This window comes from Paraburkholderia sp. FW306-02-B (genome assembly GCF_058782725.1).
Genome location: NZ_JBYSXZ010000001.1, coordinates 4,071,822 through 4,098,360 on the forward strand (window position 1 = coordinate 4,071,822; position 26,539 = coordinate 4,098,360).

At 62.4% G+C, this 26,539-nt stretch carries 25 protein-coding genes and 1 tRNA gene; 13 read left to right on the plus strand and 13 right to left on the minus strand.

Annotated features, from left to right (window positions below; all coding sequences use genetic code 11):
* Positions 1 to 5 precede the first annotated feature (5 nt).
* The 3 genes from tpx (at position 6) to AC3WOG_RS18190 (ending at position 2,044) form a co-directional block, all read left to right on the plus strand.
* Positions 6 to 506, plus strand: coding sequence for a thiol peroxidase (gene tpx, locus AC3WOG_RS18180; RefSeq protein WP_341314254.1), 501 nt, complete (start codon positions 6 to 8; stop codon positions 504 to 506).
* Positions 507 to 603: 97 nt separating this feature from the next.
* A complete protein-coding gene (locus tag AC3WOG_RS18185; protein WP_492579261.1) occupies positions 604 to 1,542 on the plus strand; it encodes a carbohydrate kinase family protein in 939 nt (312 codons plus the stop codon).
* Between the two features lie 25 nt (positions 1,543 to 1,567).
* On the plus strand, positions 1,568 to 2,044 hold the full coding sequence (locus AC3WOG_RS18190) for an outer membrane lipoprotein (protein ID WP_492579262.1): 477 nt from the start codon (positions 1,568 to 1,570) through the stop codon (positions 2,042 to 2,044).
* Positions 2,045 to 2,308: 264 nt separating this feature from the next.
* On the opposite strand, the gene AC3WOG_RS18195 is transcribed toward AC3WOG_RS18190, so the two are convergent.
* The 7 genes from AC3WOG_RS18195 to AC3WOG_RS18225 form a co-directional block, all read right to left on the minus strand.
* On the minus strand, positions 2,309 to 2,947 hold the full coding sequence (locus AC3WOG_RS18195; RefSeq protein WP_492579835.1) for a histone H1-like repetitive region-containing protein: 639 nt from the start codon (positions 2,945 to 2,947) through the stop codon (positions 2,309 to 2,311).
* Between the two features lie 30 nt (positions 2,948 to 2,977).
* Positions 2,978 to 3,304: a hypothetical protein gene (locus AC3WOG_RS18200; RefSeq protein ID WP_492579263.1), complete on the minus strand. Its 327-nt coding sequence runs from the start codon at positions 3,302 to 3,304 to the stop codon at positions 2,978 to 2,980.
* An 86-nt stretch (positions 3,305 to 3,390) separates the two neighbouring features.
* Positions 3,391 to 4,614, minus strand: a complete 1,224-nt coding sequence (locus tag AC3WOG_RS18205; protein WP_492579265.1) for a ribonucleotide-diphosphate reductase subunit beta — start codon at positions 4,612 to 4,614, stop codon at positions 3,391 to 3,393.
* A 626-nt stretch (positions 4,615 to 5,240) separates the two neighbouring features.
* The gene (locus tag AC3WOG_RS18210; RefSeq protein WP_492579266.1) at positions 5,241 to 8,225 is read right to left on the minus strand and encodes a ribonucleoside-diphosphate reductase subunit alpha; all 2,985 of its coding nucleotides are present in this window, start codon (positions 8,223 to 8,225) and stop codon (positions 5,241 to 5,243) included.
* 495 nt (positions 8,226 to 8,720) lie between these two features.
* Positions 8,721 to 9,317: a 1,6-anhydro-N-acetylmuramyl-L-alanine amidase AmpD gene (gene ampD / locus AC3WOG_RS18215; RefSeq protein ID WP_492579267.1), complete on the minus strand. Its 597-nt coding sequence runs from the start codon at positions 9,315 to 9,317 to the stop codon at positions 8,721 to 8,723.
* On the minus strand, positions 9,314 to 9,637 hold the full coding sequence (locus AC3WOG_RS18220) for a PP0621 family protein (protein ID WP_341314246.1): 324 nt from the start codon (positions 9,635 to 9,637) through the stop codon (positions 9,314 to 9,316). The genes ampD and AC3WOG_RS18220 overlap by 4 nt, the downstream gene beginning before the upstream one ends.
* Before the next feature lie 9 nt (positions 9,638 to 9,646).
* A complete protein-coding gene (locus tag AC3WOG_RS18225) occupies positions 9,647 to 10,582 on the minus strand; it encodes a cytochrome C assembly family protein (RefSeq protein WP_492579268.1) in 936 nt (311 codons plus the stop codon).
* An 81-nt stretch (positions 10,583 to 10,663) separates the two neighbouring features.
* On the opposite strand from AC3WOG_RS18225, the gene ffh reads away from it, so the two are divergent.
* Complete coding sequence (ffh, locus tag AC3WOG_RS18230; RefSeq protein WP_492579269.1) at positions 10,664 to 12,031, plus strand: signal recognition particle protein; 1,368 nt, start codon at positions 10,664 to 10,666, stop codon at positions 12,029 to 12,031.
* A 140-nt stretch (positions 12,032 to 12,171) separates the two neighbouring features.
* Positions 12,172 to 12,723, plus strand: coding sequence for a hypoxanthine-guanine phosphoribosyltransferase (locus AC3WOG_RS18235; protein ID WP_492579270.1), 552 nt, complete (start codon positions 12,172 to 12,174; stop codon positions 12,721 to 12,723).
* 87 nt (positions 12,724 to 12,810) lie between these two features.
* On the opposite strand, the gene AC3WOG_RS18240 is transcribed toward AC3WOG_RS18235, so the two are convergent.
* Positions 12,811 to 13,410 carry a MarC family protein gene (locus tag AC3WOG_RS18240; protein ID WP_492579271.1) on the minus strand — a complete coding sequence of 200 codons (600 nt, stop codon included), beginning with the start codon at positions 13,408 to 13,410 and terminating at the stop codon, positions 12,811 to 12,813.
* 12 nt (positions 13,411 to 13,422) lie between these two features.
* Complete coding sequence (locus AC3WOG_RS18245) at positions 13,423 to 15,159, minus strand: proline--tRNA ligase (RefSeq protein WP_492579272.1); 1,737 nt, start codon at positions 15,157 to 15,159, stop codon at positions 13,423 to 13,425.
* Between the two features lie 294 nt (positions 15,160 to 15,453).
* Between AC3WOG_RS18245 and AC3WOG_RS18250 the strand changes: the two genes are divergently transcribed.
* Positions 15,454 to 16,188 (plus strand): RNA pyrophosphohydrolase, encoded by a 735-nt coding sequence (locus AC3WOG_RS18250; protein ID WP_492579273.1) that lies wholly within the window; start codon positions 15,454 to 15,456, stop codon positions 16,186 to 16,188.
* Between the two features lie 76 nt (positions 16,189 to 16,264).
* Positions 16,265 to 16,822 carry a CNP1-like family protein gene (locus AC3WOG_RS18255; protein ID WP_492579274.1) on the plus strand — a complete coding sequence of 186 codons (558 nt, stop codon included), beginning with the start codon at positions 16,265 to 16,267 and terminating at the stop codon, positions 16,820 to 16,822.
* 111 nt (positions 16,823 to 16,933) lie between these two features.
* On the opposite strand, the gene proB is transcribed toward AC3WOG_RS18255, so the two are convergent.
* The 4 genes from proB to rplU all read right to left on the minus strand — a co-directional run bounded on the left by proB (position 16,934) and on the right by rplU (position 20,066).
* Positions 16,934 to 18,052: a glutamate 5-kinase gene (proB, locus tag AC3WOG_RS18260; protein ID WP_492579275.1), complete on the minus strand. Its 1,119-nt coding sequence runs from the start codon at positions 18,050 to 18,052 to the stop codon at positions 16,934 to 16,936.
* Positions 18,053 to 18,122: 70 nt separating this feature from the next.
* On the minus strand, positions 18,123 to 19,244 hold the full coding sequence (cgtA, locus tag AC3WOG_RS18265) for an Obg family GTPase CgtA (protein WP_492579276.1): 1,122 nt from the start codon (positions 19,242 to 19,244) through the stop codon (positions 18,123 to 18,125).
* A 221-nt stretch (positions 19,245 to 19,465) separates the two neighbouring features.
* Positions 19,466 to 19,729 (minus strand): 50S ribosomal protein L27, encoded by a 264-nt coding sequence (gene rpmA / locus AC3WOG_RS18270; RefSeq protein ID WP_007180330.1) that lies wholly within the window; start codon positions 19,727 to 19,729, stop codon positions 19,466 to 19,468.
* Between the two features lie 25 nt (positions 19,730 to 19,754).
* Positions 19,755 to 20,066 carry a 50S ribosomal protein L21 gene (gene rplU / locus AC3WOG_RS18275; RefSeq protein ID WP_007180329.1) on the minus strand — a complete coding sequence of 104 codons (312 nt, stop codon included), beginning with the start codon at positions 20,064 to 20,066 and terminating at the stop codon, positions 19,755 to 19,757.
* Between the two features lie 238 nt (positions 20,067 to 20,304).
* On the opposite strand from rplU, the gene AC3WOG_RS18280 reads away from it, so the two are divergent.
* The 6 genes from AC3WOG_RS18280 to AC3WOG_RS18305 all read left to right on the plus strand — a co-directional run bounded on the left by AC3WOG_RS18280 (position 20,305) and on the right by AC3WOG_RS18305 (position 26,537).
* Positions 20,305 to 21,297 carry a polyprenyl synthetase family protein gene (locus tag AC3WOG_RS18280; protein WP_011489900.1) on the plus strand — a complete coding sequence of 331 codons (993 nt, stop codon included), beginning with the start codon at positions 20,305 to 20,307 and terminating at the stop codon, positions 21,295 to 21,297.
* A 38-nt stretch (positions 21,298 to 21,335) separates the two neighbouring features.
* Positions 21,336 to 21,412: transfer RNA gene (locus tag AC3WOG_RS18285), tRNA-Pro, on the plus strand.
* 195 nt (positions 21,413 to 21,607) lie between these two features.
* Positions 21,608 to 22,912 (plus strand): HlyC/CorC family transporter, encoded by a 1,305-nt coding sequence (locus AC3WOG_RS18290; protein ID WP_492579277.1) that lies wholly within the window; start codon positions 21,608 to 21,610, stop codon positions 22,910 to 22,912.
* Positions 22,913 to 23,042: 130 nt separating this feature from the next.
* On the plus strand, positions 23,043 to 24,341 hold the full coding sequence (locus AC3WOG_RS18295; protein WP_492579278.1) for a GspE/PulE family protein: 1,299 nt from the start codon (positions 23,043 to 23,045) through the stop codon (positions 24,339 to 24,341).
* On the plus strand, positions 24,338 to 25,567 hold the full coding sequence (locus tag AC3WOG_RS18300) for a type II secretion system F family protein (protein ID WP_492579280.1): 1,230 nt from the start codon (positions 24,338 to 24,340) through the stop codon (positions 25,565 to 25,567). The genes AC3WOG_RS18295 and AC3WOG_RS18300 overlap by 4 nt, the downstream gene beginning before the upstream one ends.
* 28 nt (positions 25,568 to 25,595) lie before the next feature.
* Entirely contained in the window at positions 25,596 to 26,537 is a 942-nt protein-coding gene (locus AC3WOG_RS18305) for a prepilin peptidase (RefSeq protein ID WP_492579282.1), read from the plus strand.
* Positions 26,538 to 26,539: the final 2 nt, after the last annotated feature.

A 26,539-nucleotide genomic window follows, 5' to 3' on the forward strand; every position in this document is an offset into this window, starting at 1 on the left:
ACAACATGAGTCAAGTCACGCTGGGTGGTAACCCGATCGAAGTCGCCGGCACGTTCCCGTCGGTGGGCCAGCAAGCGCCCGCCTTCTCGCTGGTCGGCAAGGATCTGAAGCCGGTTACGCTCGCCGAATTCGCCGGCAAGCGCAAGGTGCTGAACATCGTCCCGAGCCTCGACACGCCGACCTGCGCCACGTCGACCCGTAAGTTCAACGAAGCCGCCGCCAAGCTGACCAACACAGCCGTGATCGTCGTGTCGGGCGACCTGCCGTTCGCCGCATCGCGCTTTTGCACGACCGAAGGCATCGAGAACGTCGTGACGGCCTCGACGTTCCGTGGCCATGAGTTTGCAGAGGCGTACGGCGTCGACGTGACGAGCGGCCCGCTGACGGGCCTGACGGCACGCGCCGTGGTGGTGGTCGACGAGAACGACAAGGTCGTGCACGCGGAACTGGTCAGCGAAATCAAGAACGAGCCGAACTACGACGCAGCGCTCGCCGCACTGAAGTAAAACCCTCGCGCACGAGCCCCCGGCGCCGCGCTTCATGCGCGGCGCTGTCACATCGTCGCGCCCTTTCTCTTTACCGATTTTTACAGGAACGCTCGCCTTGGCTACGCTGATTTGCGGCTCGCTCGCCTACGACAACATCATGACCTTCGAAGGCCGCTTCCGGGAGCACATCCTGCCGGAGCAGGTCCACATCCTGAACGTGAGCTTTCTGGTGCCGACGATGCGCCGCGAGTTCGGCGGCTGCGCGGGCAACATCGCCTACTCGCTGCATCTGCTGGGTGGCAACGCGCGCATCATGGGGACGCTCGGTGCGGTCGATGCGCAACTCTACATGGATCGCTTCAAGCAACTCGGCCTGTCGACGGAAAACGTACTCGTCGTGCCGGACACCTACTCGGCGCAGGCCATGATCACCACCGATCTGGAAAACAATCAGATCACCGCGTTTCACCCGGGCGCGATGATGCAGTCCCATCTGAATCGCGCCGATGAAGCAAAGGGCATCACGCTCGGCATCGTCGCGCCTGATGGCTACGACGGCATGGTCCAGCATTCGGAGCATCTGGCAGCGGCCGGCGTGCCGTTCATCTTCGATCCGGGCCAAGGTTTGCCGTTGTTCGACGGTGCGTCGCTGCGGCGCATGATTGAACTTGCTACCTATGTAGCTGTCAACGATTACGAAGCCAAACTGGTGAGCAACAAAACCGGTTGGTCGATCGAAGAGATCGCCAGCAAGGTCGATGCGCTGATCGTCACGCTCGGCGAACACGGGGCGCAAATCCATCACGGCGGCGGTATCGAAGAGATTCCAGCGGTCAAAGCGCAGCAAGTGCTCGACCCTACAGGCTGCGGCGACGCGTTTCGCGGCGGTTTGCTGTACGGCATCGAGAACAAGCTCGGCTGGGCAACCACCGGCCGTCTCGCGAGCCTGATGGGCGCGCTGAAGATCGAACACCAGGGCCCGCAAAACTACGCGCCCACCCGGGCGGAGATCAACGAACGGTTCAAGCAGGCGTTCGGTTACGACCTGCCGTAATGCCGAGAGCTATTGGAGTTAGGGAATGAAAACAATGAGTCGCCTGGTAGTGGCTGCCTTGATCGCCGGTTCGCTGGCCATGTCGGGGTGTGCGTATAACAGTAGTTCTGCTGACGTCTACACGGCGTCGCAGGCACAGCGCGAAGAAACGGTCCGGATGGGCACGGTCGACAGCGTTCGCGCAGTGAAGATCAGCTCGAACAACGGTCAACCGAGCGGCATCGGCGCGCTCGGCGGCGGCGCCTTGGGCGCGGTGGCCGGCAGCACGATCGGCGGCGGCCGTGGCTCGATCGTGACGGGTATCATCGGCGGTCTGGCCGGTGCGGTAGCCGGCAACGCGGTCGAGAACGGCGTCGCGGTGCGTGACGGTCTCGAGATCACCGTGCGACTCGATAACGGCGATATGCGCGCGATCACGCAAAGCGCTACCGGTGAGATCTTCCGCGCCGGCGAGCGCGTGCGGCTGCTGTCTAGCGGCGGCGTCACGCGCGTCACGCACTAAGCTTTTCCCCTCTGCCGCGGCCGCGCTTCAGGCGCCGCTGCGGCAACCTCACACGCATGCGCTCCCCTGTGCATGCGTTTTTTTTGTCCATCCGTTTTGGAATCGTGACGTGCACGCTTTTACGAGACGAAAAAAATCCCGTCGCCGGAAACCCGGCGACGGGACGCTGACCGAGTAGCGCTCGTCACACAGTTACTTAAGCGCTACTCGATCATCGGACACATCCTGCGACGTGTCGAAGTACTTCTACCGCTTATTTACCGCTTACGGACGGCTGCCCGTCGGGAACGGCCATGCCGCTGCCGGGTTCAGCGCGGTCTTCACCGTCGCTGCCGGTGCTGCGCTCGAGACAGAAGTCGCAGCGGGTGCAGGAGCCGCCTTCTTGGCGACAGCCTTCTTCGCAGGAGCAGCCTTCTTGGCAGGAGCAGCGGCCTTCTTCGCGGGAGCCTTCTTGGCAGGCGCAGCCTTTTTAGCAGCAGCCTTTTTCGCGGGCGCAGCTTTCTTGGCAGCAGCCTTCTTAGCAGGCGCAGCCTTCTTTGCAGCAGCCTTCTTAGCCGGTGCTGCCTTCTTTGCTGCGGCCTTCTTGGCCGGTGCTGCCTTCTTTGCTGCAACCTTCTTCACTGCGGCTTTCTTAGCCGGTGCTGCCTTCTTCGCCGGCGCTGCCTTCTTCGCTGCAACCTTCTTCACAGCGACTTTCTTGGCTGCAACCTTCTTAGCCGGAGCAGCTTTCTTCGCTGCAACCTTCTTAGCCGGTGCTGCCTTCTTCGCTGCAACCTTCTTCACAGCGACTTTCTTCGCCGCTACTTTCTTTGCCGGAGCGGCCTTCTTCGCCGGAGCAGCTTTCTTTGCCACAACTTTCTTAGCTGCGGGTTTCTTAGCGGCGGCTTTCTTTGCAGTTGCCATCATTTTCTCCTTCAGGTTTTCAGATGAGAGTCAGTTCAAACTACACCCTTCGTCAAAACCCGCTTCCCGCGGACGCTTCTCAGGGCGCGCGCTACGAAGCGGGCTATTCATCGGCGTACGCAGGTGCTGCGCGCTTACGCTAATGAATGCGGTAAGGCGCGCGGTGCCCAAGGGCTCCGCGCGCCAGATCTGGTCGGCGCTGAAACCCAGCGCCGGCAATTGCTTGATCGGGCCGCCGACGCTCACGCCAGCGGCTTTTTCCGGGGGGAAGTTTGCCCATCCCACTGAAGGGTTCGCAAAGTGCCAGTCATGTTTGTGGGCCGCGAAGGCACGCGACGCACCGGGCATGCTTTGCATCAGGCGGTTCTGCTCCTAACCAAAATTGCCGTGGCCCTTGCCGACGGCATCCCCATCGATGAATGCATCTGCGACACGAGCCCGGATCACTCCCAGGTCAGCGCGCCGCCAGTCTGATATTCGATCACTCGCGTCTCGAAGAAGTTGCGTTCCTTCTTCAGGTCGATCATCTCGCTCATCCACGGGAACGGGTTTTCCTCGTTCGGGTACAGCGGATCGAGACCGATCTGCTGGCAACGGCGGTTGCAGATGAAGCGCAGATAGCTCTTGAACATCGACGCGTTGAGGCCGAGCACCCCGCGCGGCATCGTGTCTTCCGCGTAACGATATTCAAGTTCGACCGCTTGCTGGAAGATTTCGCGGATTTCCGCGCGGAACTCAGCCGTCCAGAGTTGCGGGTTTTCGAGTTTGATCTGGTTGATCAGGTCGATGCCGAAGTTGCAGTGCATCGACTCGTCGCGCAGGATGTATTGGTACTGTTCCGCCGCGCCGGTCATCTTGTTCTGGCGACCCAGCGCCAGGATTTGCGTAAAGCCGACGTAAAAGAACAGGCCTTCCATCACACAGGCGAACACGATCAGCGAGCGCAGCAGGGTCTGGTCTGCCTCGAGCGTGCCGGTCTTGAAGGCCGGGTCGGTCAGCGTGTGGATGAACGGAATCAGGAATTCGTCTTTCGCGCGGATCGAGGAAACCTCGTGATACGCGTTGAAGATTTCGCCCTCGTCGAGACCCAGCGATTCGACGATGTACTGGTAAGCGTGCGTGTGGATCGCCTCTTCGAACGCCTGGCGCAGCAGGAACTGGCGGCATTCGGGCGCCGTGATGTGGCGGTAGGTGCCCAGCACGATGTTGTTGGCGGCGAGAGAATCTGCCGTCACGAAGAAACCCAGGTTGCGCTTGACGATGCGGCGCTCGTCTTCGGTCAGACCGTTCGGGTCTTTCCAGAGGGCGATGTCGCGCGACATGTTCACTTCTTGCGGCATCCAGTGGTTGGCGCAACCAGCCAGATACTTTTCCCAGGCCCACTTGTATTTGAACGGCACCAACTGATTGACGTCGGTCTGGCCGTTGATGATGCGCTTGTCGGCGACATTGACCCGCGCTTCGGAAACGGCAGCCGTTCCAGCAGCGTGAGCGACGGGAGCGACAGCGATGTCGTTCGCGAAGATGTCTTGAGCCGAGGGAGCTTGAGGAGCGGAACGCGTTCCGACTTGCGAACCGACAGCCGATCCCGCAGCGTTGCGCAACACATTCTGTTGCGTAGCGCTCGAGGGAGTTATGGCAGTGATCTCGTCATCCCAGTTGAGCATAAATGTCACCATCAATTTAGAACGGTTTGTACCATCTTTTCACGAGCGATAAAAGACTTCGCTGATGAAAAATCCTGTTTTCGATTCGCGTTGCTACGTTCATACAACACTTTGCTCAACAGACTGTGTGTGTCGCCTCATGTGAAGCGTGTTGAACGTGTGTCGTCGAGGTGCTTCGCGAGCTCGAAGAGCGACGTGTCGAAGTGACTTTTCGCTGCTCTATCTATTTGTATTGCGGAGCGTGCTTGCAGCGTCTTGCGGTTGCTTCTTGCTGCCTCGCGTTTGCCTGGCGGTTGCCCCTTCATCGGTGTTAGCGAGGTGAAGTTCAGTGCAATGTTCAGCGATGCATGTGGCCGGTTGTGCTGATCGACCAGTCGATCGAACCGTTTGCTGAGCGCCCGGCGTCGAGCGCTGCGTCTGTGCTGCCGACTGCTTATCTACCGCGTCACTACTTCAATCTGTTGCTGCGCTTTCCGGCTTCGCTGCTTCGACGAGCGGCGCGACTTCGAGATTCGTCGCCACGCCGCTCATCTGTTGCGCTGCTTTGCTTCACTGCATGCGGGTCATTACCTACAAACCCGTCAGCAAGCAGCGATCCTGCTGCTTGCCTCGCAGTTGCCTGCCCCTTACTGGCAAGCCTCGCACTCTTCAAAGCCAGGATCGCCCGGACGCATCATGCACACCGGACCATCCGCTTCCGGCGCTGCTTCGACTGCGACTGCCGGAGCCGCCGCTGCCGCCTGGATGCCGCCCGACGCAGCACCACCGCTCACGCCGAAACCACCCGCCGCGCCGCCAGAGCCTTCGCCGCCACCCGAGCTCACCGCGTTCAGCGCGCCGTGCGCAACCGTCGACTTCTCGACGTGCGTCGCCGCCATCGTGCGGAGGTAGTACGTGGTCTTCAGGCCGCGCACCCACGCGAGCTTGTAGATCTCGTCGAGCTTCTTACCCGACGCGCCGCCCATATAGATGTTCAGCGACTGCGCCTGGTCGATCCACTTCTGACGACGCGAAGCCGCCTCGACGAGCCACACTGGATCGAGTTCGAACGCGGTCGCGTAGATCGCGCGCAGGTCGGCCGGGATGCGGTCGATGCGCGACAGCGTGCCGTCGAAGTACTTCAGGTCGGCGACCATCACTTCGTCCCACAGGCCACGAGCCTTCAGGTCGCGCACCAGGTAGTCGTTGACCACCGTGAATTCGCCTGACAGATTCGACTTCACATACAGGTTCTGGAAGGTCGGTTCGATGCAGGCCGACACGCCGATGATGTTGGAGATCGTCGCCGTCGGCGCGATCGCCACGCAGTTCGAGTTGCGCATGCCGTAGGTGGCGATGCGCGAACGCAGTTCGGTCCAGTCCATCGATTCGCTCGAATCGACTTCGACATAGCCGCCGCGCGCTTCGGCCAGCAGCTTCACCGAGTCTTGCGGGAGGATGCCGCGATCCCACAGCGAGCCGCGGTAGCTGGAGTAACGGCCGCGCTCTTGCGCCAGTTCGGTCGACGCGTAGTAAGCGTAGTAACAGACCGCTTCCATCGACGTATCGGCGAAGCTGACCGCCTCTTGCGACGCGTACGGCGTGCGCAGCAGGTGCAGGCAGTCCTGGAAGCCCATGATGCCCAAGCCGACCGGACGGTGCTTCAGGTTCGAGTTACGCGCCTTGGCAACCGCGTAGTAGTTGATGTCGATCACGTTGTCGAGCATGCGCATCGCCACGCTGACGGTGCGCTTGAGCTTGTCGTGGTCGAGCGCCAGCGTGCCGTCGGCCTGTTCTTTCAGGTGGGCGACGAGGTTCACCGAGCCCAGGTTGCAGACGGCGATTTCGGCGTCGCTGGTGTTCAGCGTGATCTCCGTGCACAGGTTCGACGAGTGGACGACGCCGACGTGCTGTTGCGGCGAACGCACATTGCACGGATCCTTGAACGTGATCCACGGGTGACCGGTTTCGAACAGCATGCCCAGCATCTTGCGCCACAGTTGCGCCGCCGGAATCTTCTTGAACAGCTTGATCTCTCCGCGCGCGACCTTGTCTTCGTAAGCCGTGTAAGCCGTTTCGAACTCGGCGCCGAACTTGTCGTGCAGGTCCGGGCAGCTGGACGGCGAGAACAGCGTCCAGTCGCCGCCTTCGTGCACGCGCTTCATGAACAGGTCGGGAATCCAGTTCGCCGTGTTCATGTCGTGGGTGCGGCGACGGTCGTCGCCGGTGTTCTTGCGCAGCTCGAGGAATTCTTCGATGTCCAGGTGCCACGTTTCCAGGTATGCGCACACCGCGCCCTTGCGCTTGCCGCCCTGGTTCACGGCCACAGCCGTGTCGTTGACCACCTTCAGGAACGGCACCACGCCTTGCGACTTGCCGTTGGTGCCCTTGATGTGCGAGCCGAGCGCACGCACGCGCGTCCAGTCGTTGCCCAGACCGCCGGCGAACTTCGACAGCAGCGCGTTTTCCTTCAGCGCTTCGTAGATGCCGTCGAGGTCGTCGTCGACCGTCGTCAGGTAGCACGACGACAGTTGCGAGCGGCGGGTGCCCGAGTTGAACAGCGTCGGCGTGGACGACATGAAGTCGAAGCTCGACAGCACGTTGTAAAACTCGATCGCACGTGCTTCGCGGTCGATCTCGTTCAGCGACAGACCCATCGCGACACGCATAAAGAATGCCTGCGGCATTTCGATCCGCACGCCGTCGTGATGCAGGAAGTAGCGGTCGTACAGCGTCTGCAGACCGAGGTAGCCGAATTGCAGGTCGCGGTTGTTGTCGAGTGCGGCGCCGAGACGCTTCAGGTCGAACTGCAGCAGCTTGTCGTCGAGCAGCTCGGCTTGCACGCCGCGCTTGATGAACTGCGGGAAGTACTCGGCGTAGCGCTCGCCCATTTCCGTTTGCGTGACTTCCTCTTCGAGGATTTCGCGGCGGATCGTGTGCAGCAGGATGCGTGCGGTGACCTGGCTATAAGCCGGGTCTTTTTCGATCATCGTGCGGGCAGCCAGAATCGCCGAGTCGTAGACCTGGGTCATCGGCACGCCGTCATACAGATTCTTCACCGTTTCCGCGATGATCGGATCGGCGCTTACGGCGTCGCCCAGGTTCGAGCAAGCCAGTTCGATGATGTCGCGCAGCGCAGCCATGTCGAGCGGGCGCGTCACGCCGTTGTCGGTGACGTTCAGACCCGGCGTGTTGGCGACAATCTGGTCGTCGTGGCCGCGGGCTTGCGTTCGCTTCTCGCGATACAGCACATAGGCACGTGCGACGTTGTGCTCGCCGCCGCGCATCAGCGCGAGCTCGACCTGATCCTGGATGTCTTCGATATGGAACGTGCCGCCGTTCGGACGGCTGCGCACGAGCGCGCGCACCACGTTCTGCGTGAGTTGCTCGACCAGTTCGCGCACACGAGCCGACGCTGCGCCTTGACCACCGTTGACGGCCAGAAATGCCTTCGTCACGGCGATGGCGATCTTCGACGGTTCAAACGACACCACGCTGCCATTACGACGGATCACCTTGTAGTCGGCATACGTCGCTTGCGGCGCGAGCGCTTGTGCGCCTTGTGCCTGGCCGAAGGCCTGGCCTGTGGGTGAGCCCTCGTACCGGGTCGTCACGTTGTCGGTGGTTTGCATGTGCAAAGCTCCTGGTCCTGGAAATGTTGCGGAGAAAGCCGCGGGTTAAAACGAACGCTGCGCCGCCGCGTGCGCAAGCGATGGGGTGCAGAAAAAAGCCCGGCTGAGCCGGGTGGCGGGATGCGACTGCGATGAAGCTGAATTTGATTTGAGAACGGTCTTCATCGTGTGTGTCGCGATCACTTGCCGTGCCCTTTTCCTGAATGCTTCTGGACGCTGCCGGTTCTCTCTACCCACCGCGCCGCAGGAATTGTTTTTCGCTGCCTGGAATGCTTGCGGCGCCATGCTCGGGGAGCGGGGCGCCGCGTGGCAACACAAGATATAGTGCAAAACTGAATTTATGGCACCAAGTATAGTGGACTTTCAAGGCAGCGCAAATTGATTTATTTGCTTTCGAAGGCTTGACTTTTGCATCGCACGGCGCGAAGCCAACTCCCCGAAGAGCAAGGCTGTGCCTTGCTCTCCTCGCATCCCGCGAAGTAGCGAAAAGGGCCGTTACGGCGTTCCGGAAAACTTGAGATAGGGGAAGTACTGATCCGCTAACGCGGTGTCGCGCTGCAGACGCTGCCACTCGAAATGAGGCCCAGGATCGGTCTTGCGGCCTGGAGCAATGTCCGAGTGACCGGCAAGCGCCTCGACCGGATAGCGGGCCGCGAGTGCCCTCACCAGCGCACCGAGCGTGCGGTATTGCGCCGCGTCGAAGGCAGTCGTGTCGCTGCCTTCCAGTTCGATGCCGATCGAGAAATCATTGCAGCGCTCGCGGCCGAAAAAATTCGATGGGCCAGCGTGCCACGCGCGCTCGTTGCACGACACATACTGTTCGAGCGCGCCGTCCCGATGGATCACGAAATGCGCCGACACCCGCACGTCGCGCAGATGCGTGTCGTAGTACGGGTGAGTGTCACAGTCGAGACGATTCTGGAACAGTTCGGCGATCGCGCTGCCGCCGAACTCGCCGGGCGGCAAGCTGATGTTGTGGACGACGATCAGCGTCGGCACGGCGCCGGCGGGCCGCGCCTCGAAATTCGGCGATGGCAATTTGCGTGCGTCGGCGACCCAACCGTCAGGATCGACGGCGAACTCGACGCTCATCGAGCGTCGCGGCCCGTCGGCCGCGCGCCGTGACGCTGCGCGTGCGCGGCGCTGCAGAACGGCTGCCCCGCCACGACGACCGACTCGCTCTTCGGCGCATGCACGCCGCACTCGACGCAACGGATCATCGGCTCGGCGAGTTGCGGCGCTTCGGACGAACGCGCGCCGCCGTTCGGACCTTTCGCCCCGGCGGCGCCGTTCGCGCCCGAACTTGCGCCCGCGCCGGTACGTTGCGCCGTTTGCGCGTCATGACGACGCAGCGCCTTCACCAGCCATTGGCCGACGATGAACAACAGGATCAGCAAAAAAATTTGTCGCATGGGACACGCTCACACTACAGCACGGTGCAACAGCACCTCGAAAACGAAACGGCTGCCGACGTACGCCAGCAGCAGCGCGACGAACGACGCCAGCACCCAGCGCAATGCCGCACGGCCGCGCCAGCCGGACACCTTGCGCGCGGTCAGCAGCGCGCCGAACATCACCCAGGAAAGAATCGCGAAGACGGTCTTGTGATCGAGCCGCAACGCACGGTCGACCAGTTGCTCGCTGAACATGATGCCCGACAGCAGCGTCAGCGTGAGCAGCACGAAACCGGCGCCGATCAGACGGAACAGCAGCTTTTCGAGCGTCAACAGCGGCGGCAAGGTATCGAGCCAACTGGACAGCCAGCCGTTCCCTGCCGCGGCCGCATGCCGCTGCGCGAGCCCGCCGCGCATTGCGTGCAGGCGGCGCTCGACCAGCAGCATCAGAATCGCGTGCAGTGCCGCGATCGCGAACAAACCGTACGCGATATTGGCGATCAGGAAGTGCAGCTTGAACATCGGCGCGGCGGAATACGGCAGCACGCGCACGCCGTTGAACGCCAGCGGCAATAAGGAAGCTACGCAGGCAAGCGGCAACACCAGCAGACGCAGGCCGTCGAGTGGAAAGAAAAAGCTCTCGATCCAGTAGATGCCGGCGCCGAGCCAGAACATCGCCGAAAGCGCGAACGCGAAGCCGAACACCATCGCGTTCTGGGGAAAGATAGTGGTATGCAGCAGCACGCCGTGGGCGAGCAGCGCGACACACAGCAGCGCGCGGCCCGACGTGCTCATGCCTGAGGCGGTCGATGAGGCCGATGAGGTCGACATGCCCGCGGCGGCCGGCACCGGCGGCACGCGCCCGAGCATGGGGCGCACGGCGGCGTGCCGGTGCGAGCGCCAGCCAGCGACGGCGAGACCGCCGTACAGGAGTGCGGTGAGGGCATACAGTACAATATCCATATTCGAAGTTTACACTAGGCCTCTGCTCCGCGACGTCTTCCACTTCGCGCGCTGCACGGGCCGCACTGTTCATCGCTCCCCATGCTCGACAATCTGACTCAACGGATGGCGCGCGTCGTCAAGACGCTGCGCGGCGAAGCCCGGCTCACCGAGGCGAACACCCAGGAAATGCTGCGCGAAGTGCGCCTCGCGCTCCTCGAGGCGGACGTGGCCTTGCCCGTCGTGCGCGAGTTCATCGCCAAGGTGAAGGAAAAGGCGCTCGGCGAGGAAGTCATCAGCAGCCTGTCGCCGGGTCAGGCGCTGGTCGGCGTGGTGCAGCGCGAGCTGACCGCGATCATCGGCGGCGACTACGAGGGCAAGGCGGTCGAACTCAATCTCGCCGTCACGCCGCCGGCAGTCATCCTGATGGCGGGTCTGCAAGGCGCCGGTAAGACGACCACCGTCGGCAAGCTCGCCAAGCTGCTGCGCGAGAAATATAAGAAGAAGGTACTGACCGTCTCGTGCGACGTCTACCGTCCGGCTGCTATCGCGCAGTTGAAGACGGTGACCGAGCAGGTCGGCGCCGACTTCTTCCCGTCGGAACCGGATCAGAAACCGGTCGACATCGCGCGCGCCGCGGTCGATTGGGCCAAGCGCCACTACCATGACGTGCTGCTGGTCGACACGGCCGGCCGTCTCGGTATCGACGAAGCGATGATGCAGGAAATCGCCGCGCTGCACAGCGCGCTGAAGCCGGCGGAGACCCTGTTCGTCGTCGACGCGATGCTGGGTCAGGATGCCGTCAACACGGCCAAGGCGTTTAGCGACGCGTTGCCGCTGACCGGCGTGGTGCTCACCAAGCTCGATGGCGATTCGCGCGGTGGCGCCGCGCTCTCCGTACGTCACGTGACGGGCAAGCCGATCAAGTTCGTCGGCGTCGCCGAAAAGCTCGACGGCCTCGAAATCTTCTATCCGGACCGCATGGCGAACCGGATTCTCGGCATGGGCGACATTCTCGCCCTCGTCGAAGAAGCGCAGCGCGGCGTCGACGTGCAAGCCGCGCAGAAGCTCGCCGACAAGGTCAAGAAAGGCGGTGACTTCGACCTCAACGATTTCCGCGCGCAACTTTCGCAGATGAAAAACATGGGCGGCCTGTCCACGCTGATGGACAAACTGCCCGCGCAGTTCCAGCAAGCCGCTGCCGGCGCCGACATGGGCCAGGCCGAAAAGCAGATGCGCCGCATGGAAGGCATCATCAATTCGATGACGCCTTTGGAACGCGCCAAGCCCGAACTCATCAAGGCCACCCGCAAGCGCCGCATCGCGGCGGGCGCGGGCGTGCAGGTGCAGGAGGTCAACCGGATGCTGAATCAGTACGACCAGATGCGCACGATGATGAAGAAGCTCAAGGGCGGCAATCTGCAGAAGATGATGCGCGGCATGAAAGGCATGTTGCCCGGCATGCGCTAAGCTTTACCCAGACGGCGGCGCGCGTGGCTCTGTGCATAAAGGGCATGCGCAGCTGACTTCGGGTTTGTGCGGGTTTATTCTGTACCGTACGCCGCCGTTCTCACCCACACTACGTATACAGTTACCGCCCGTCAGACGTCATGAACCGCGAAGAAGCTCTCCACATTTTTAGCCACTCCGAAGAAATCGTTTCGGCCAAGGACGTCAACGCGTCGATCAGCGGCATGGCTGCCGCCATCCGCAACGAAATGAGCGAGGATTTCCCGCTCGTGCTGTCGGTGATGGGCGGCGCGGCGGTGTTCACCGGCATGCTGCTGCCGCACCTCGATTTCCCGCTCGAGTTCGACTACATCCACCTGACCCGCTACCGCAACACCACCAAGGGCGGCAACGAGATGCAGTGGCGCGTGGCGCCGGCCGAGTCGGTGAAAGATCGCGTGGTGCTGGTGCTCGACGACATCCTCGACGAAGGCGAGACGATGGCCGCGATCCGCGACCGCATCCTCGCGATGGGCGCGAAGCGCTTCCTGAGCGCGGTGCTGTGCGAGAAGATCATCCCGAAGGCCAAGCCGCTGCGTCCGGATTACTGCGGCTTCGAAGTGCCGGACCGCTATGTTTTCGGCTGCGGGATGGACGCAAGGGGGTACTGGCGTAACCTGCCGACGATCCGGGCTTTGACCGAAGGGGCGTGAGTTTTTCCGGTGCACTGACCAGAGCGACGACGATAAAAAAAGCGGCCTTTGCAGGCCGCTTTTTTGTTTGCTGAGAGCGACGTTCGCTCAAAGCTGATGCACGAAGGCGCGAATCCCGCCTAGCATCATCTCGACCGAAATCGCCACTAGCACGAGTCCCATCAGCCGCTCGAAGGCCATCATCGTGCGCTCGCCGAGCCACGACTGAATGCGCTCCGCCAGCATCAGCACGATCGCGCAGACGATCATCGTGACGGTCAACGCACCGATCCACTCGAACATCTTGCCGGGCGCCTGCGACGTCAGCAGCATCACCGTCGCCAGCGCCGACGGGCCCGCCAGCGCCGGGATGGCGAGCGGCACGATCAGCGGTTCGCCGCCGCGCGTGTCGCCGCCGAACGGACCGTCCGGGTGCGGGAACACCATCCTGAGCGCGATCAGAAACAGCACGATCCCGCCGCCGATGCGCAACGACTGGTCGGTCAGACTCATCATGCGCAGAAAGCGGTCGCCGACCACCATGAAGACGAGCAGGATCGCGAAGGCGATCGCCACCTCACGGAGAATGACGATCGTGCGCCGCTTCGGCGCCACCCCGCGCAGGCAACTGATAAAGAGCGGGATGTTGCCGAGTGGGTCGGTGATCAGAAGCAGCAGGACGGTAGCAGACAGGAAGGTGTACTCCACCGTCCGCTCCGCTTAGTGCGTCAAAGCGGCGCGAATCTTCCCGATCACCGTTTGGGCGGCGTCTTCGACCGGCAGCAGTGTCGCTTCAGCGTCGCGGCGGCCCTGGTATTCGAGCTTGCCTTCCTTCAGGCCACGATCGCCGATCACCAGGCGATGCGGCACGCCGATCAGCTCCCAGTCGGCGAACATCACGCCCGGGCGCTCGCCGCGGTCATCGAGGATCACGTCGATGCCCGCTGCGATCAAATCCGCGTACAGCTTGTCGGCCTCTTCGCGCACGGCTTCGCTGCGGTCGTAGCCCATCGGGCACAGCACGACTTCGAACGGCGCAATCGACTCCGGCCAGATGATGCCCTTATCGTCGAAATTCTGTTCGATCGCCGCGCCCAGAATACGCGTGACACCGATGCCGTAGCAGCCCATTTCCATCGGCTGCGGCTTGCCGGTTTCATCGAGGCACGTGGCGTTCATCGCTTCCGAATACTTCGTGCCGAGCTGGAACACGTGGCCGACTTCGATACCGCGGCAGATGTCGATGGCGCCCTTGCCGTCCGGTGACGGATCGCCCTTCTGCACGTTGCGGATATCGGCGACGACCGGTTCCGGCAGATCGCGGCCCCAGTTCACACCGGTTGTGTGGTAATCGACCTCGTTCGCGCCGACCACGAAGTCGCTCATGTTCGCGACCGTGCGATCCGCGACAACCTTGACCGGCTTCTTCGTGTTGATCGGCCCGAGGTAACCCGGCGGCGTGCCGAAGGTCTCGACGATCTCCGCTTCAGTCGCCATGCGGAACTCAGCCAGACCCGGCAGCTTGCTCGCCTTGATCTCGTTCAGATCGTGATCGCCACGCAGCATCAGCAGCCAGATGGTCGGCTCGGCGCCTTCGTTTTCCGTGGCGAGGACGATCGACTTGATCGTGCGTTCGAGCGGAATGTTCAGCAGTTCAGCCACCGCTTCGCACTTCGCCTTGCCCGGCGTCGCGGTCCTCTTCATGTCCTCGGCGGGCGCCGCGCGTTCCGCGTACAGCGGCAAGGCTTCGGCCGCTTCGACGTTCGCGGCGAACTCGGAAGTCGGGCAATAGGCGATCGCGTCTTCGCCGGTCTCGGCGATCACGTGGAATTCATGCGAGCCGCTACCGCCGATCGAACCGTTGTCCGCCGCCACCGCGCGGAAGTCCAGACCGAGGCGCGTGAAGATGCGCACGTACGCGTCGTACATCTTGCGATACGACTCGCGCAGACCCTCTGCGTCCTTGTCGAACGAGTACGCGTCTTTCATGATGAACTCGCGGCCGCGCATTACGCCGAAACGCGGGCGGATCTCGTCGCGGAACTTCGCCTGAATCTGATAGAAGTTCACCGGCAATTGGCGGTAGCTCTTGATCTGGTTGCGCGCGATGTCCGTCACCACTTCTTCGTGGGTCGGTCCGATCACGAAATCGGATTGTTTGCGATCCTTGAAGCGCAGCAGTTCGGGGCCGTACTTTTCCCAGCGGCCCGATTCCTGCCACAGCTCGGCCGGCTGCACCGCCGGCATCAACAACTCGATCGCGCCTGCCCGGTTCATTTCTTCGCGCACGATGGCTTCCACCTTGCGGATCGAACGCAGGCCGATCGGCAGATAGTTATAGATACCGCCGGCGACGCGGCGGATCATGCCGGCGCGCACCATGAGCTTGTGACTGACGATCTCGGCGTCGGCGGGAGCTTCTTTCAGGGTGCCGATAAAGAAACGGGAAGCTTTCATTCAGATTTTCCAAAAGCGGCGGCTCCGGAGGGACCGCCCGAAAGGTGAAAACGGTGTGGAATCGACGCAGACCCAACGCAGACCTGGCGCAGACCTGGCGCAGGCCCGTCAGACCGCGGCGCCGACGCTGCCGCGCAAAGCCTTTGCAGCAAGGGGTAAGGCGCAGAAAGACTGACAGGCTACCGCAAACGCGGCCCTTTTGCGGCGAATCGTTCCATTCTGGTGCGAATCGGTGCGTCAGGTCCGTTATCTGTTTATAATCAAAGCAATTTTAAAGGATTCGAAGGTGGTTGTATGCTGGATCGTGAAGGCTTTCGCCCGAACGTCGGCATCATCCTCTTGAACGCGCACAACGAGGTGTTTTGGGGCAAACGGCTCCGTGAACATTCCTGGCAGTTTCCGCAAGGGGGCATCAAGTATGGTGAGACCCCCGTGCAAGCCATGTATCGGGAGTTACACGAAGAAACCGGGCTGCTTCCTGAGCACGTCAAGGTGATCGGTCGCACGCGCGACTGGTTGCGTTACGAGGTGCCTGACAAGTTCATCAAGCGCGAAGTACGCGGTCATTACCGCGGCCAGAAACAAATCTGGTTTTTGCTCCGGATGGTTGGACGCGATTGCGACATCTGCTTGCGCGCCACCGACCACCCTGAGTTCGATGCGTGGCGCTGGAACGAGTACTGGGTGCCGCTCGACTGTGTGATCGAGTTCAAGCGGGATGTATATCAGTTGGCGCTGACGGAACTCTCCCGTTTCATGCGCCGGGCTGCGCCGCGTGCGGAAAAACCTGGCGGGCACCATGGGCCGCGTTATCCCCGGATAGCGTCGTCGATGGAAGGTCCGCCGGATTCGACGATGATGACGGTGACCACCGTTAGCATCGAAACATCGATTCACACGACGTCGATTGTGTCCGATTGCGGGCCGGGTTCCGGGTCGGGAGCCGAGGTTGGCGCCGCGTCGGAACAAGAAGATGAGCCGGATCGCGGAACCGCCGGCTCGCTCTTGCGTAGCGGCGTGCGCAGTTAATAACTCTGTGCGGCTGTCCATGCCGCCTCTGTCGGCGCGGCTTCATGAGCCGCGCCGGCGTTTCGAGGAAATCATATTGAAAGCACTTGCTCTCGTCGTGGCGTGCGTCGCCACCGGCGCCCTGCTGGCCGGCTGTTCGAGCGCCGGCAAACCTACCAATCAAGACGACAGCGCGTTCCACTACCTGCTGGACCAGCCGACCAACTGGGTTGAAAACAAGGTGGACACCTTGCCGCCACTGCCGCAAGACTCGAATCTGTTGCCTTTCGAGGTTTCCGGTAATACGCCGCTCCAGTTTTCGATCGATAGAAACTCCGTCAGCGTCGGCTCCGACGGCGTGGTGCGCTATACGGTGGTCGTGACGAGCCCGAGCGGCGCGCGCAACGTGAACTACGAAGGGATCCGCTGCGACACGTATGAATGGCGCCTCTATGCTGGCCTGAACGCCGATCATGACGGCTGGGACCGGACAGTTGAGAACGGCTTCACGCGCATTGAGAACGGCGCGCTGAACGCCTATCAGGCGACGCTGTACCAGGACTATATGTGCGCGAACAAGATACCGACGGGCAAGGCGAACCAGATTGTCGAGAATATCCGCTACAAGCGCACGGCGGCCTCGTTGATTCGCTAAGGCGTTTTGTCAGCGTTCTTCGAATCTGAACGCGTCGCGGAGATGAAAAAAGCCGTTCCAGCGCGAGCTGGAACGGCTTTTTTGTATGCTGCGCGTACCTTTATCGATAGATCAGACCAGCACGAGGTTGTCGCGATGAATCAACTCCGGCTCCAGCATGTAGCCGAGCACCGATTCGATATCGCCGCTCGGACGCCGCTGGATCAACTTGGTTTCCGCGCTGCTGTAATTCGTCAGACCGCGCGCGACTTCCCGCCCTGCAACGCTCAGACACGCAATCACTTCGCCGCGTGCAAACGCGCCCTGCACGCCGACGATGCCGATTGGCAGCAAGCTCTTGCCGCCTTCGGTCAGCTTCTCGACCGCGCCGTCGTCGATCACGACATGGCCACGCACCTGCAGATGATCCGCCATCCATTGCTTGCGCGCTGCCATCCGCGCGGTGCGCGCAATCAGCTGCGTGCCGATCGCTTCGCCCGAGGCGAGCCGCGACAACACATCCGCTTCGCGACCGCTCGCGATCACCGTATCGGCGCCGCTGTGCGCCGCGCGCTTGGCCGCGAGAATCTTTGTCAGCATGCCGCCGCGGCCAAGGCTCGAGCCCGCGCCGCCTGCCATCGCTTCGAGTTCCGGCGCACCGGCATCGGCTTGCTGGACCAGCGTTGCGTTCGGATCCTTGCGCGGATCGGCGGTGAAAAGCCCTTGCTGATCGGTGAGGATGACAAGCGCATCCCCTTCGATCAGGTTCGCGACCAGCGCACCCAGCGTGTCGTTGTCGCCGAACTTGATCTCGTCGGTAACGACTGTGTCGTTCTCGTTGATGATCGGCACGACGCCCAAACGTAGCAGCGTAAGCAACGTGGAGCGCGCATTCAGATAGCGTTCGCGGTCGGCCAGATCGGCGTGAGTCAGCAGAATCTGCGCGGTTTGAATCGAATGCTCGGCAAAGCGGCTTTCGTAGACCTGCGCAAGACCCATTTGACCGACGGCCGCGGCCGCCTGCAACTCGTCGATTTCGCGCGGCCGCCTGGTCCAGCCGAGCCGCTGCATCCCTTCGGCAATGGCGCCCGAACTGACCAGCACCACTTCCTTGCCCTGCGCGCGCAGTGCGGCAATCTGCGCGGCCCACCGGCCGATCGCTGCATGATCGAGGCCGCGCCCGTCATTTGTGACGAGGCTCGAGCCGACTTTCACTACCAATCGCCGTGAATCTGCGATGACGGAACGCATTGTGCGCAGTCTCCCAAGATGACGCGTGATGTCTACCGGCTGCCTTCGCAGGTGCCGGCGCCCAGGCTTGTTATTCCTGCGGGTCGACGCTGTCGGATGCCGCGGCGGCCGGCGCTTCCGGCTTTTCGCGGAAACGCACGTCCGCCGCGAGGTCTTCGGCTTCGGCCGCACGCTGCGCGTCTGAATGCGCGGCGATGTGGTCGAACACCGCGTAGCAAAGATTCTCACAACCCTGGCCAGTCAGCGCCGAAATCTCGAACACCGGGCCGTCCCAGCCGAAGCCTTCGAGGAATGCAGCGACGCGCGCTTCACGCTCGTCTTCAGGCACCATGTCGAGCTTGTTCAGCACCAGCCAGCGCGTCTTTTCATACAGCAACTCGTCATACTTGCGCAGCTCGTTGACGATGGCCTTGGCTTCCGCGACCGGATCGACCGCGTCGTCGAATGGCGCGAGGTCGACGATGTGCAGCAACAGACCCGTACGCTGCAAGTGGCGCAAGAACTGGTGACCGAGGCCGGCGCCTTCCGCCGCGCCTTCGATCAAGCCGGGAATATCGGCGATCACGAAGCTACGGCTCGGCCCGACGCGCACCACGCCGAGATTCGGTGCGAGCGTGGTGAACGGGTAATCGGCGATCTTCGGCCGTGCGTTCGACACCGAGGAGATAAAGGTCGACTTGCCGGCGTTCGGCATGCCGAGCAGGCCGACGTCGGCCAGCACCTTCAATTCGAGGCGCACCATGCGGCGCTCGCCCGGCTTGCCGTCCGTCTTCTGACGCGGCGCGCGGTTCGTACTGGATTTGAAATGCAGGTTGCCGAGACCGCCCGCGCCGCCCTGCGCGATCTGCACGCTCTGATTGTGCTCGGTCAAATCGGCGATCAGCTCGCCGGTTTCCATATCCGTGATAGTGGTACCGACCGGCATACGCAACGTAATATCGTCGCCGCCCTTGCCGTAGCAGTCCGCGCCGCGGCCGTTTTCGCCGTTGCGCGCCAAATGTTTCTTCGCGTAGCGGTAGTCGATCAGCGTGTTGATGTTGCGGTCCGCGACCGCGATCACGCTGCCGCCCCGCCCGCCGTCGCCGCCATCCGGGCCGCCGAACGGAACGAATTTCTCGCGGCGCATCGACGCGCTGCCATCCCCTCCGTCGCCGGCGATGACTTCAATCCTCGCTTCGTCAATGAACTTCATGCGTAACTCCGTCCCGTGGTGTGCTGCCAGTAGTGCCGCTAGATTTAATGCTTTCGGATGCTGCTATTTTGCCGCGCCCGCCGCGCGATGATCAATCGATCGAACGGCATAGGTGCGCCGCACTTCGTCAATCGAATCGGGCAACGAAACGCTGCAATAAAAAAAGCCCCGCGAACTTCGCGGGGCCTTTTTCCGGTCCTGAAGCCCGTGCCTGACTAATCTCAGACTGCTGCCGGGACGACGTTGACCATGTGCTTCTTCGCTGCGCCCTTCGTCGAGAAATTGACGTGGCCGTCCGTCAGCGCGAACAAGGTGTGATCCTTGCCGATACCGACGTTTTCGCCCGGGTGCATACGCGTGCCACGTTGACGCACGATGATGCCGCCAGCGTTGATGGCCTGACCGCCGTAAACCTTCACGCCGAGACGCTTCGATTCAGAGTCGCGGCCGTTCCGGGACGATCCGCCTGCCTTTTTGTGTGCCATTTGATTTGCTCCTTAACCGTTGCGCTTACGCGTTGATCGCGTCGATGCGCAGTTCGGTATAGTTCTGGCGGTGGCCGCCATGCTTCTGGTAGTGCTTCCGGCGACGCATCTTGAAGATGGTCACTTTTGCGTGACGACCTTGCGACACGACGGTAGCCTTGACGGAAGCCCCACTGACCAGCGGCGTACCGAACTTAATCGATTCGCCTTCGCCCACTGCGAGAACCTGGTCGAGCGTGATTTCAGCGTCAATGTCTGCCGGTATCTGTTCTACTTTAAGTTTTTCGCCGACAGCAACTTTATACTGCTTGCCACCGGTTTTTATGACCGCGTACATTGAGAACCTCACTCTGTGTTCATTTTTCCCACGCACCGCGCGCGGAAACCCGTGATTATACATAGAGTTAGCTGCGCGGTCAAAACTCGTTGAGAGGTGCCGCGGGCGCCCCCCGGCACCTCGCCGTCAGTCCCGGCGCGCGGCCTTGTCGCAGCCCGCATCGCACCGCGCCGCAGCCAGCGACCCGGAACTGTCGCGATTCGCCTTATAATTCGCGGCACTACCCAATTCAGCCATCATGTCGTCGACTGCCACCCCCTCCTCCAACGCCGCCAGCCTGCTCGCTCCGATTGCCGAAGACATGCAGCAGGTCAATCGCGTCATCCGGCACCGTCTGGCGTCCGACGTGATGCTGATCAATCAGATCTCCGAGTACATCATCAGCGCCGGCGGCAAACGGCTGCGGCCCGCGCTGCTGCTGCTGGTGGCGGGCGCGCTGGGCGAAACCACCGGGCATCGGCATGAACTGGCCGCCGTGGTCGAATTCATTCATACGGCCACGCTGCTGCACGACGACGTGGTCGACGAATCCGATCTGCGGCGCGGGCGGCAGACCGCCAACGCGCTGTTCGGCAACGCGGCAAGCGTGCTGGTCGGCGACTTCCTGTACTCGCGCTCGTTCCAGATGATGGTCGGCGTGGGCAAGATGCGCGTGATGGAAATCCTGTCGGAGGCGACCAACATCATCTCCGAAGGCGAAGTCCTGCAACTGCTTAATATGCACGACGCCGACGTGGACGAAGCGCGCTACATGCAGGTGATCCGCTACAAGACCGCCAAGCTGTTCGAAGCTGCCGCCCAGCTCGGCGCGGTACTGGCGGGCTCGGACGCGAAGACCGAAGCCGCCGCGGCGGAATTCGGCCGGCGCATCGGCACCGCGTTCCAGATCATGGACGACTGGCTCGACTACACAGGCACGGCGGAATCGATGGGCAAGAACGCCGGCGACGATCTGCGCGAAGGCAAGCCCACTCTTCCACTGATCTATCTGATCGAACGCGGCACGCCGGAGCAATCGGCGCTTGCACGCGAGGCGATCGAACAAGGCGGCACGGATCGTTTCGATACGATTTTCGAAGCCATCACGCGTTCTGGCGCGCTGGATCACACGCTCGAATGCGCGAAACAGGAAGCCCAGGCAGCCGCCGCAGCAATTTCTTCGTTTCCCGATTCCATTTTCAAAGATAGCCTGCTAGAATTATGCTCTTACTCGACGGCAAGACAGTCTTGAACGAGACTGAAACACCGTAGGAGTCCAGCAGTACAAATCGGGGTGTAGCTTAGCCTGGTAGAGCGCTACGTTCGGGACGTAGAGGCCGGAGGTTCGAATCCTCTCACCCCGACCAGATTTTCCTTGTTAGCACAAGGCTCGAAAAACCGCCCAGCTTGCTCGGCGGTTTTTTGTTTTGGGTCGCGTTTCTCGCACCCCACGCGCGGCTTGCCAAAACCGCGCCGCCAGGTGTTCAAGCCTTCCAGCCAAGCGGCTGGCGCCGCCCCCTCTGCTATATTCTCTCCATCCTGTCCCCTATCCTTCACGACGCGTGGAACAACTTCCCTTATGGGCGCAGATTGGCGCCGTCTTTCTGCTGCTCGTCTGCTCCAGTTTCTTTTCGATTTCCGAAACGGCGATGATGGCAATCAACCGCCATCGCCTGAAACACCTTGCCAATCAGAACGCGCTCGGTGCGAGGACCACTCAGGGTCTGCTCGTGCACACCGACCAGTTGTTAAGCGTGGTCCTGATCGGCAACAATCTGTTCAACACGATCATCCCGGTGCTCACCACCTCGATCGCGCTGCACACGTTCGGCCGCAACAACCTGGTGCTGTCGATCGCGACAGGCATCGTCGCGTTTCTGATTATCGTGTTCGCGGAAATCACGCCGAAAATCGTCGGCGCGACGTTCCCGGAAAAAATCGCGCTGCCGGCCAGTCTGCTGATCGCGCCGATGATGCGCGTCGCCAAGCCGCTCGTCTGGTTCGTCAATCTGTTCGCGAACACCATCTTGCGAGTGCTGCACATCAATACCAAGGGCGCGCACGATCAGCGCCTTTCCACCGAAGAGCTTCGCACCATCGTGCTCGAATCGGGCAGCTTCATGCCCACCAAGCACCGCAGCATTCTGCTGAACCTGTTCGACCTCGAAAACATTTCCGTCGACGACGTGATGATTCCGCGCCGCCGGATCGAAGCGCTCGACTTCGACGCGCCGTTCGAGCAGATCCTGCATCAACTCGAAACCTGCTATCACAACAAACTGATCGTCTATCAAGGCGATATCGACCGTGTGCTCGGCGTGCTGCATGTACGCAAGACACTGGCGGCGCTGCACAACCAGGAACTGGAGCGCGAGACGCTGCGCGAACTGCTGGCCGAGCCGTATTTCGTGCCGTCCGGTACGCCGGTGTTCCAGCAATTGCAGTACTTCCAGGAGAGCCGTCATCGCACCGCGCTGGTCGTTAACGAATACGGTGAGCTGCAAGGGCTGATCACGCCGGAAGACATCATCGAAGAACTGATCGGTGAATTCACCACGTCGATTCCCCGGGGCGCGAATTCGCGTGGCGGCTGGAACGAGAACGGCGAATGTATCGTCGCTGGCAGCATGCCGCTGCGTGAACTGAACCGCTGGCTGCAACTCACGCTGCCCACCGACGGACCGAAAACGCTCAACGGCCTGATCCTCGAAATTCTCGAAGACATTCCCGATGGCGACGTGTGCGTGCAGATCGGCGAGGTGAAACTCGAAGTGATGCGCAGCGACGATCAGGCGATCCGCACGGTCAAGCTGTTCAAGCCACCGACGCGCTCAGCTGCGAAGGCCGGCAAAGCAGCGCGCCGTTGAGGCCTGCACGCGGCAGCATCGCATACGAGCGCAGCGCGCGCCATTAGCCGATCGGCTGAATGGTGGCGACCGCCGCCTTATCGGATGATGGAGTCGTTGTGTACTACAGGCGGCTCATCACCGGTCTCCCATGCAAGCATCTTTTCAACCGGCGGCGCAGGCGTTGCGGCCCATCGCTTTCGATAGCGAAGCCGCGGCCAAACCGAAACCCAACGCGTTCGCGACCAACGCCGCTGCAAGCCTCGCCGATCCTGACAACGCCCCTGCTGTTCGGCTGCTGACAGACACGCTGCAGGAAGCAACTCGCCGCAGCGCTTCCGACCTGCACATCGAACCGGCGGAGCATGGCTGGCGCGTACGTTTGCGGATCGACGGCGTGCTGCACGAGATCCCTTCGCCACCGGCACATCTGCGCGACGCGTTCATCACGCGCGTGAAGGTGCTGGCGCGTATGGACATCGCCGAGCGGCGGGTCCCGCAGGACGGCCGGCTGCGTATCGCCACGTCGCCCGGCCGGACCGAAGACTATCGCGTCAACTCACTGCCTACACTGTTCGGCGAAAAGCTGGTGTTACGCAGGCTCGACGCGCTGCCCACCGATCTTTCGCTCGACTCGCTCGGCCTCGACCCGCAACAGCGCGAAGCTGTGGATGCGGCGATCCGCGCGCCGCACGGCCTCGTGCTCGTCACCGGCCCGACCGGCAGCGGCAAAACTCTGTCCCTGTATTGCTTTCTGCAACTGCTCAACGACGAGGCGCGCAATCTGTGTTCGGTCGAGGATCCGGCCGAAATCCAGCTGGCCGGCATCAATCAGGTCAGCGTGCGCGAAAAGGCCGGGCTGACCTTCGCAGTGGCGTTGCGCGCGTTTCTGCGTCAGGACCCGGACGTGATCATGGTCGGTGAGATCCGCGACGACGAAACCGCCGACGTCGCCGTGAAGGCCGCGCAAACCGGCCACCTGGTGCTGTCCACCTTGCATACGAACGACGCCCCCGCTGCTGTCGCGCGTCTGATCGACATCGGCGTCGAACCGTACAACCTCGCCGCCGCGTTGCGAATGGTAACGGCGCAGCGGCTGGTGCGGCGGCTTTGCACAGCGTGCCGCGCACGCGCACCGGCGCCGCAATCGGCTGCGGCGCTGCGAGCAGCGGGCTTTGCCGACGACCAACTCGACGGCTGGCAACCGTATGCCGCCACCGGATGCGCGGCCTGCCACGGCATCGGCTACCGGGGCCGCGTCGGGGTTCACCAGGTGATGCCCGTCTCCGATGCGATGCGTGAGCTGATTGTGGCGAGCGCGGGCACGCACGAGCTTGCACGTCTCGCTCAAACCGAACGGGTGGCCACGTTGCGCGACGCGGCACTGGCCCGGGTGCGCGACGGCACCACGAGCCTCGCCGAAGCACTTGCCGCTACCGAGGTCGCATGAGCACAGCCACACATCCTCAGCCCGCAGCAGCCGATTTGCGCTTCAGATGGCGCGGTGTCGACGCCGACGGCGTACAAAAGAACGGCGCGCTCATTGCAGCGGATGTCAGCGCCGCGCGAGCGATGCTCAAGCGCGATAATCTGTTCGTCGTCAAACTGACGGCGCGCGGGCCGGCGCCGCGTCCCACAACTCGCGCCGTTGACGTCACGATATTCACCCGCCAGCTTGCCAGTCTGCTACGCGCCGGTTTGTCCCTCGCGCCTGCGCTCGACCTTCTTGCCCAAACGCAGAGTTCGCGCCAGCCCGGCATGCCGCGGATCGTCGGCGCGCTGGCGCGTGACATCACCGGTGGCCTGCGGTTTTCGGCGGCGTTACAGCGGCATCCGGCGCAGTTCAATGCGCTGTATTGCCAGCTCGTCGAGGTCGGCGAAGCGGCCGGCGCATTGGCAACGGTTCTCGCCCGGCTCGCCGACGACCGCGAACGCGCCGCCGCGCAGCGTGCCAAGGTGCGGGCGGCGCTAACCTATCCGGTGGCCATCCTGTTGCTTGCGATTGCGATTACCGCAGCGTTGCTGATATGGGTTGTCCCAACTTTCAAACAGATCTTCGACGGTTTCGGCGCGAAACTGCCGGCACCGACGCAGTTCGTGCTGGCGCTGTCGTCCGCCGCCGCACGCTGGAGCGTGCCCGTGATCGTCATGATCTTCGCCGTGGCCTGGGCTATGACGTTTCTGCTACGACGTTCCGAAGCGGCGCGCATCTCCTTCGGCCGCCTATCGCTGATAATGCCGGTCGCCGGCCCGCTGCTGGGCACGTTGTGCGCAGCACGCTGGAGCCGCGCGTTGGGCACGCTGCTGTCGGCCGGCACGCCTCTCGCCGACGCATTCGATTCCTTGACACACGCCACCGGCAATGCATTCTTCGACCGCGCGACCGTGGAAATTGCCGCGCGGCTGCGGCGCGGCGAACGACTCGCCGCGGCGATGCGCGCCGCGCACTGCTTTCCGCCGGAGGTGGTCCAGCCGGTGGCGGTTGCCGAGGAGTCCGGCGCGCTCGATACGATGCTGATCGACGTAGCTTCGCTCGCCGATCGTCAGGTAGACGAAAAGATCGGCACGCTGTCGAGTTTGTGCGAGCCGCTCGTCATCATCGTGCTGGGTACGCTGGTCGGCGGCCTTGTGATCGCAATGTATCTTCCCATTATTCAACTCGGCAACGTGGTGTAGCATCGCAGCCGAATCCAACTCTTTCGTTATGCAGGCGACCCTTCCGCTCGTGTCAGAAACTTCTTCCAGCGTGCTGTCGGGCTTGCTGCCCGGCCACTTCGCCGCAGGTCTCGGCCTCGCGTTCGGCAGCTTGCCTGCCGGCCTGCAGATCGCGTTCGCGATCGTGTTCGGCCTCGTGATCGGCAGCTTCCTCAACGTCGTCGTGCATCGCGTGCCGATCATGCTCGAGCGTGCATGGCGCGAGGAAGTCAGCGAGGCCACCGGGAAACCACTCGAAGACGACGGCCTGCCCGCGCGCTACAACTTGTGGGTACCGCGTAGCGCGTGCCCGCACTGCGGCCATGTGCTGAGCGCCTGGGAGAACCTGCCGCTGCTGAGCTATCTGATGCTGCGCGGGCGCTGCTCCGCATGCAAGACGCGCGTGAGCCTGCGCTACCCGTTGCTCGAAATCGCCAGCGCTGCCTGTGCGGCAGGCGCGCTCACGCTGTACGGACCGACCGGCATGGCGCTCGCCGCCTTCGGCCTGTGCGCCGCGTTGCTGGCGATGAGCGCGATCGACATCGATACCCACCTGCTGCCGGACTCAATGACACTGCCGCTCTTGTGGGCAGGCCTGATCGTCAACTTCAACGGCATGTTCGCGAGCCTGCACGATGCCGTGCTGGGCACGATCTTCGGCTATCTGGTGCTATGGGCGGTGCACTGGCTGTTCCGGCTGGTGCGCGGTGTCGAAGGCATGGGTTATGGTGATTTCAAACTGCTGGCCGCGCTCGGTGCATGGCTCGGCTGGGCCGCGCTGCCGCAAATCGTACTGATCGCGGCGGTCGCCGGCGCGGTGGTCGGTCTCGCGGCGACGTGGCGCGGACGCATGCGCTTCGAAGAACCCCTGCCGTTCGGGCCGTTTCTGGCGGCGGGCGGTGTTGTTACGCTGTTTCTCGGCACGCCGCTTTATCTGGCTTTAGGAGGCTGAAG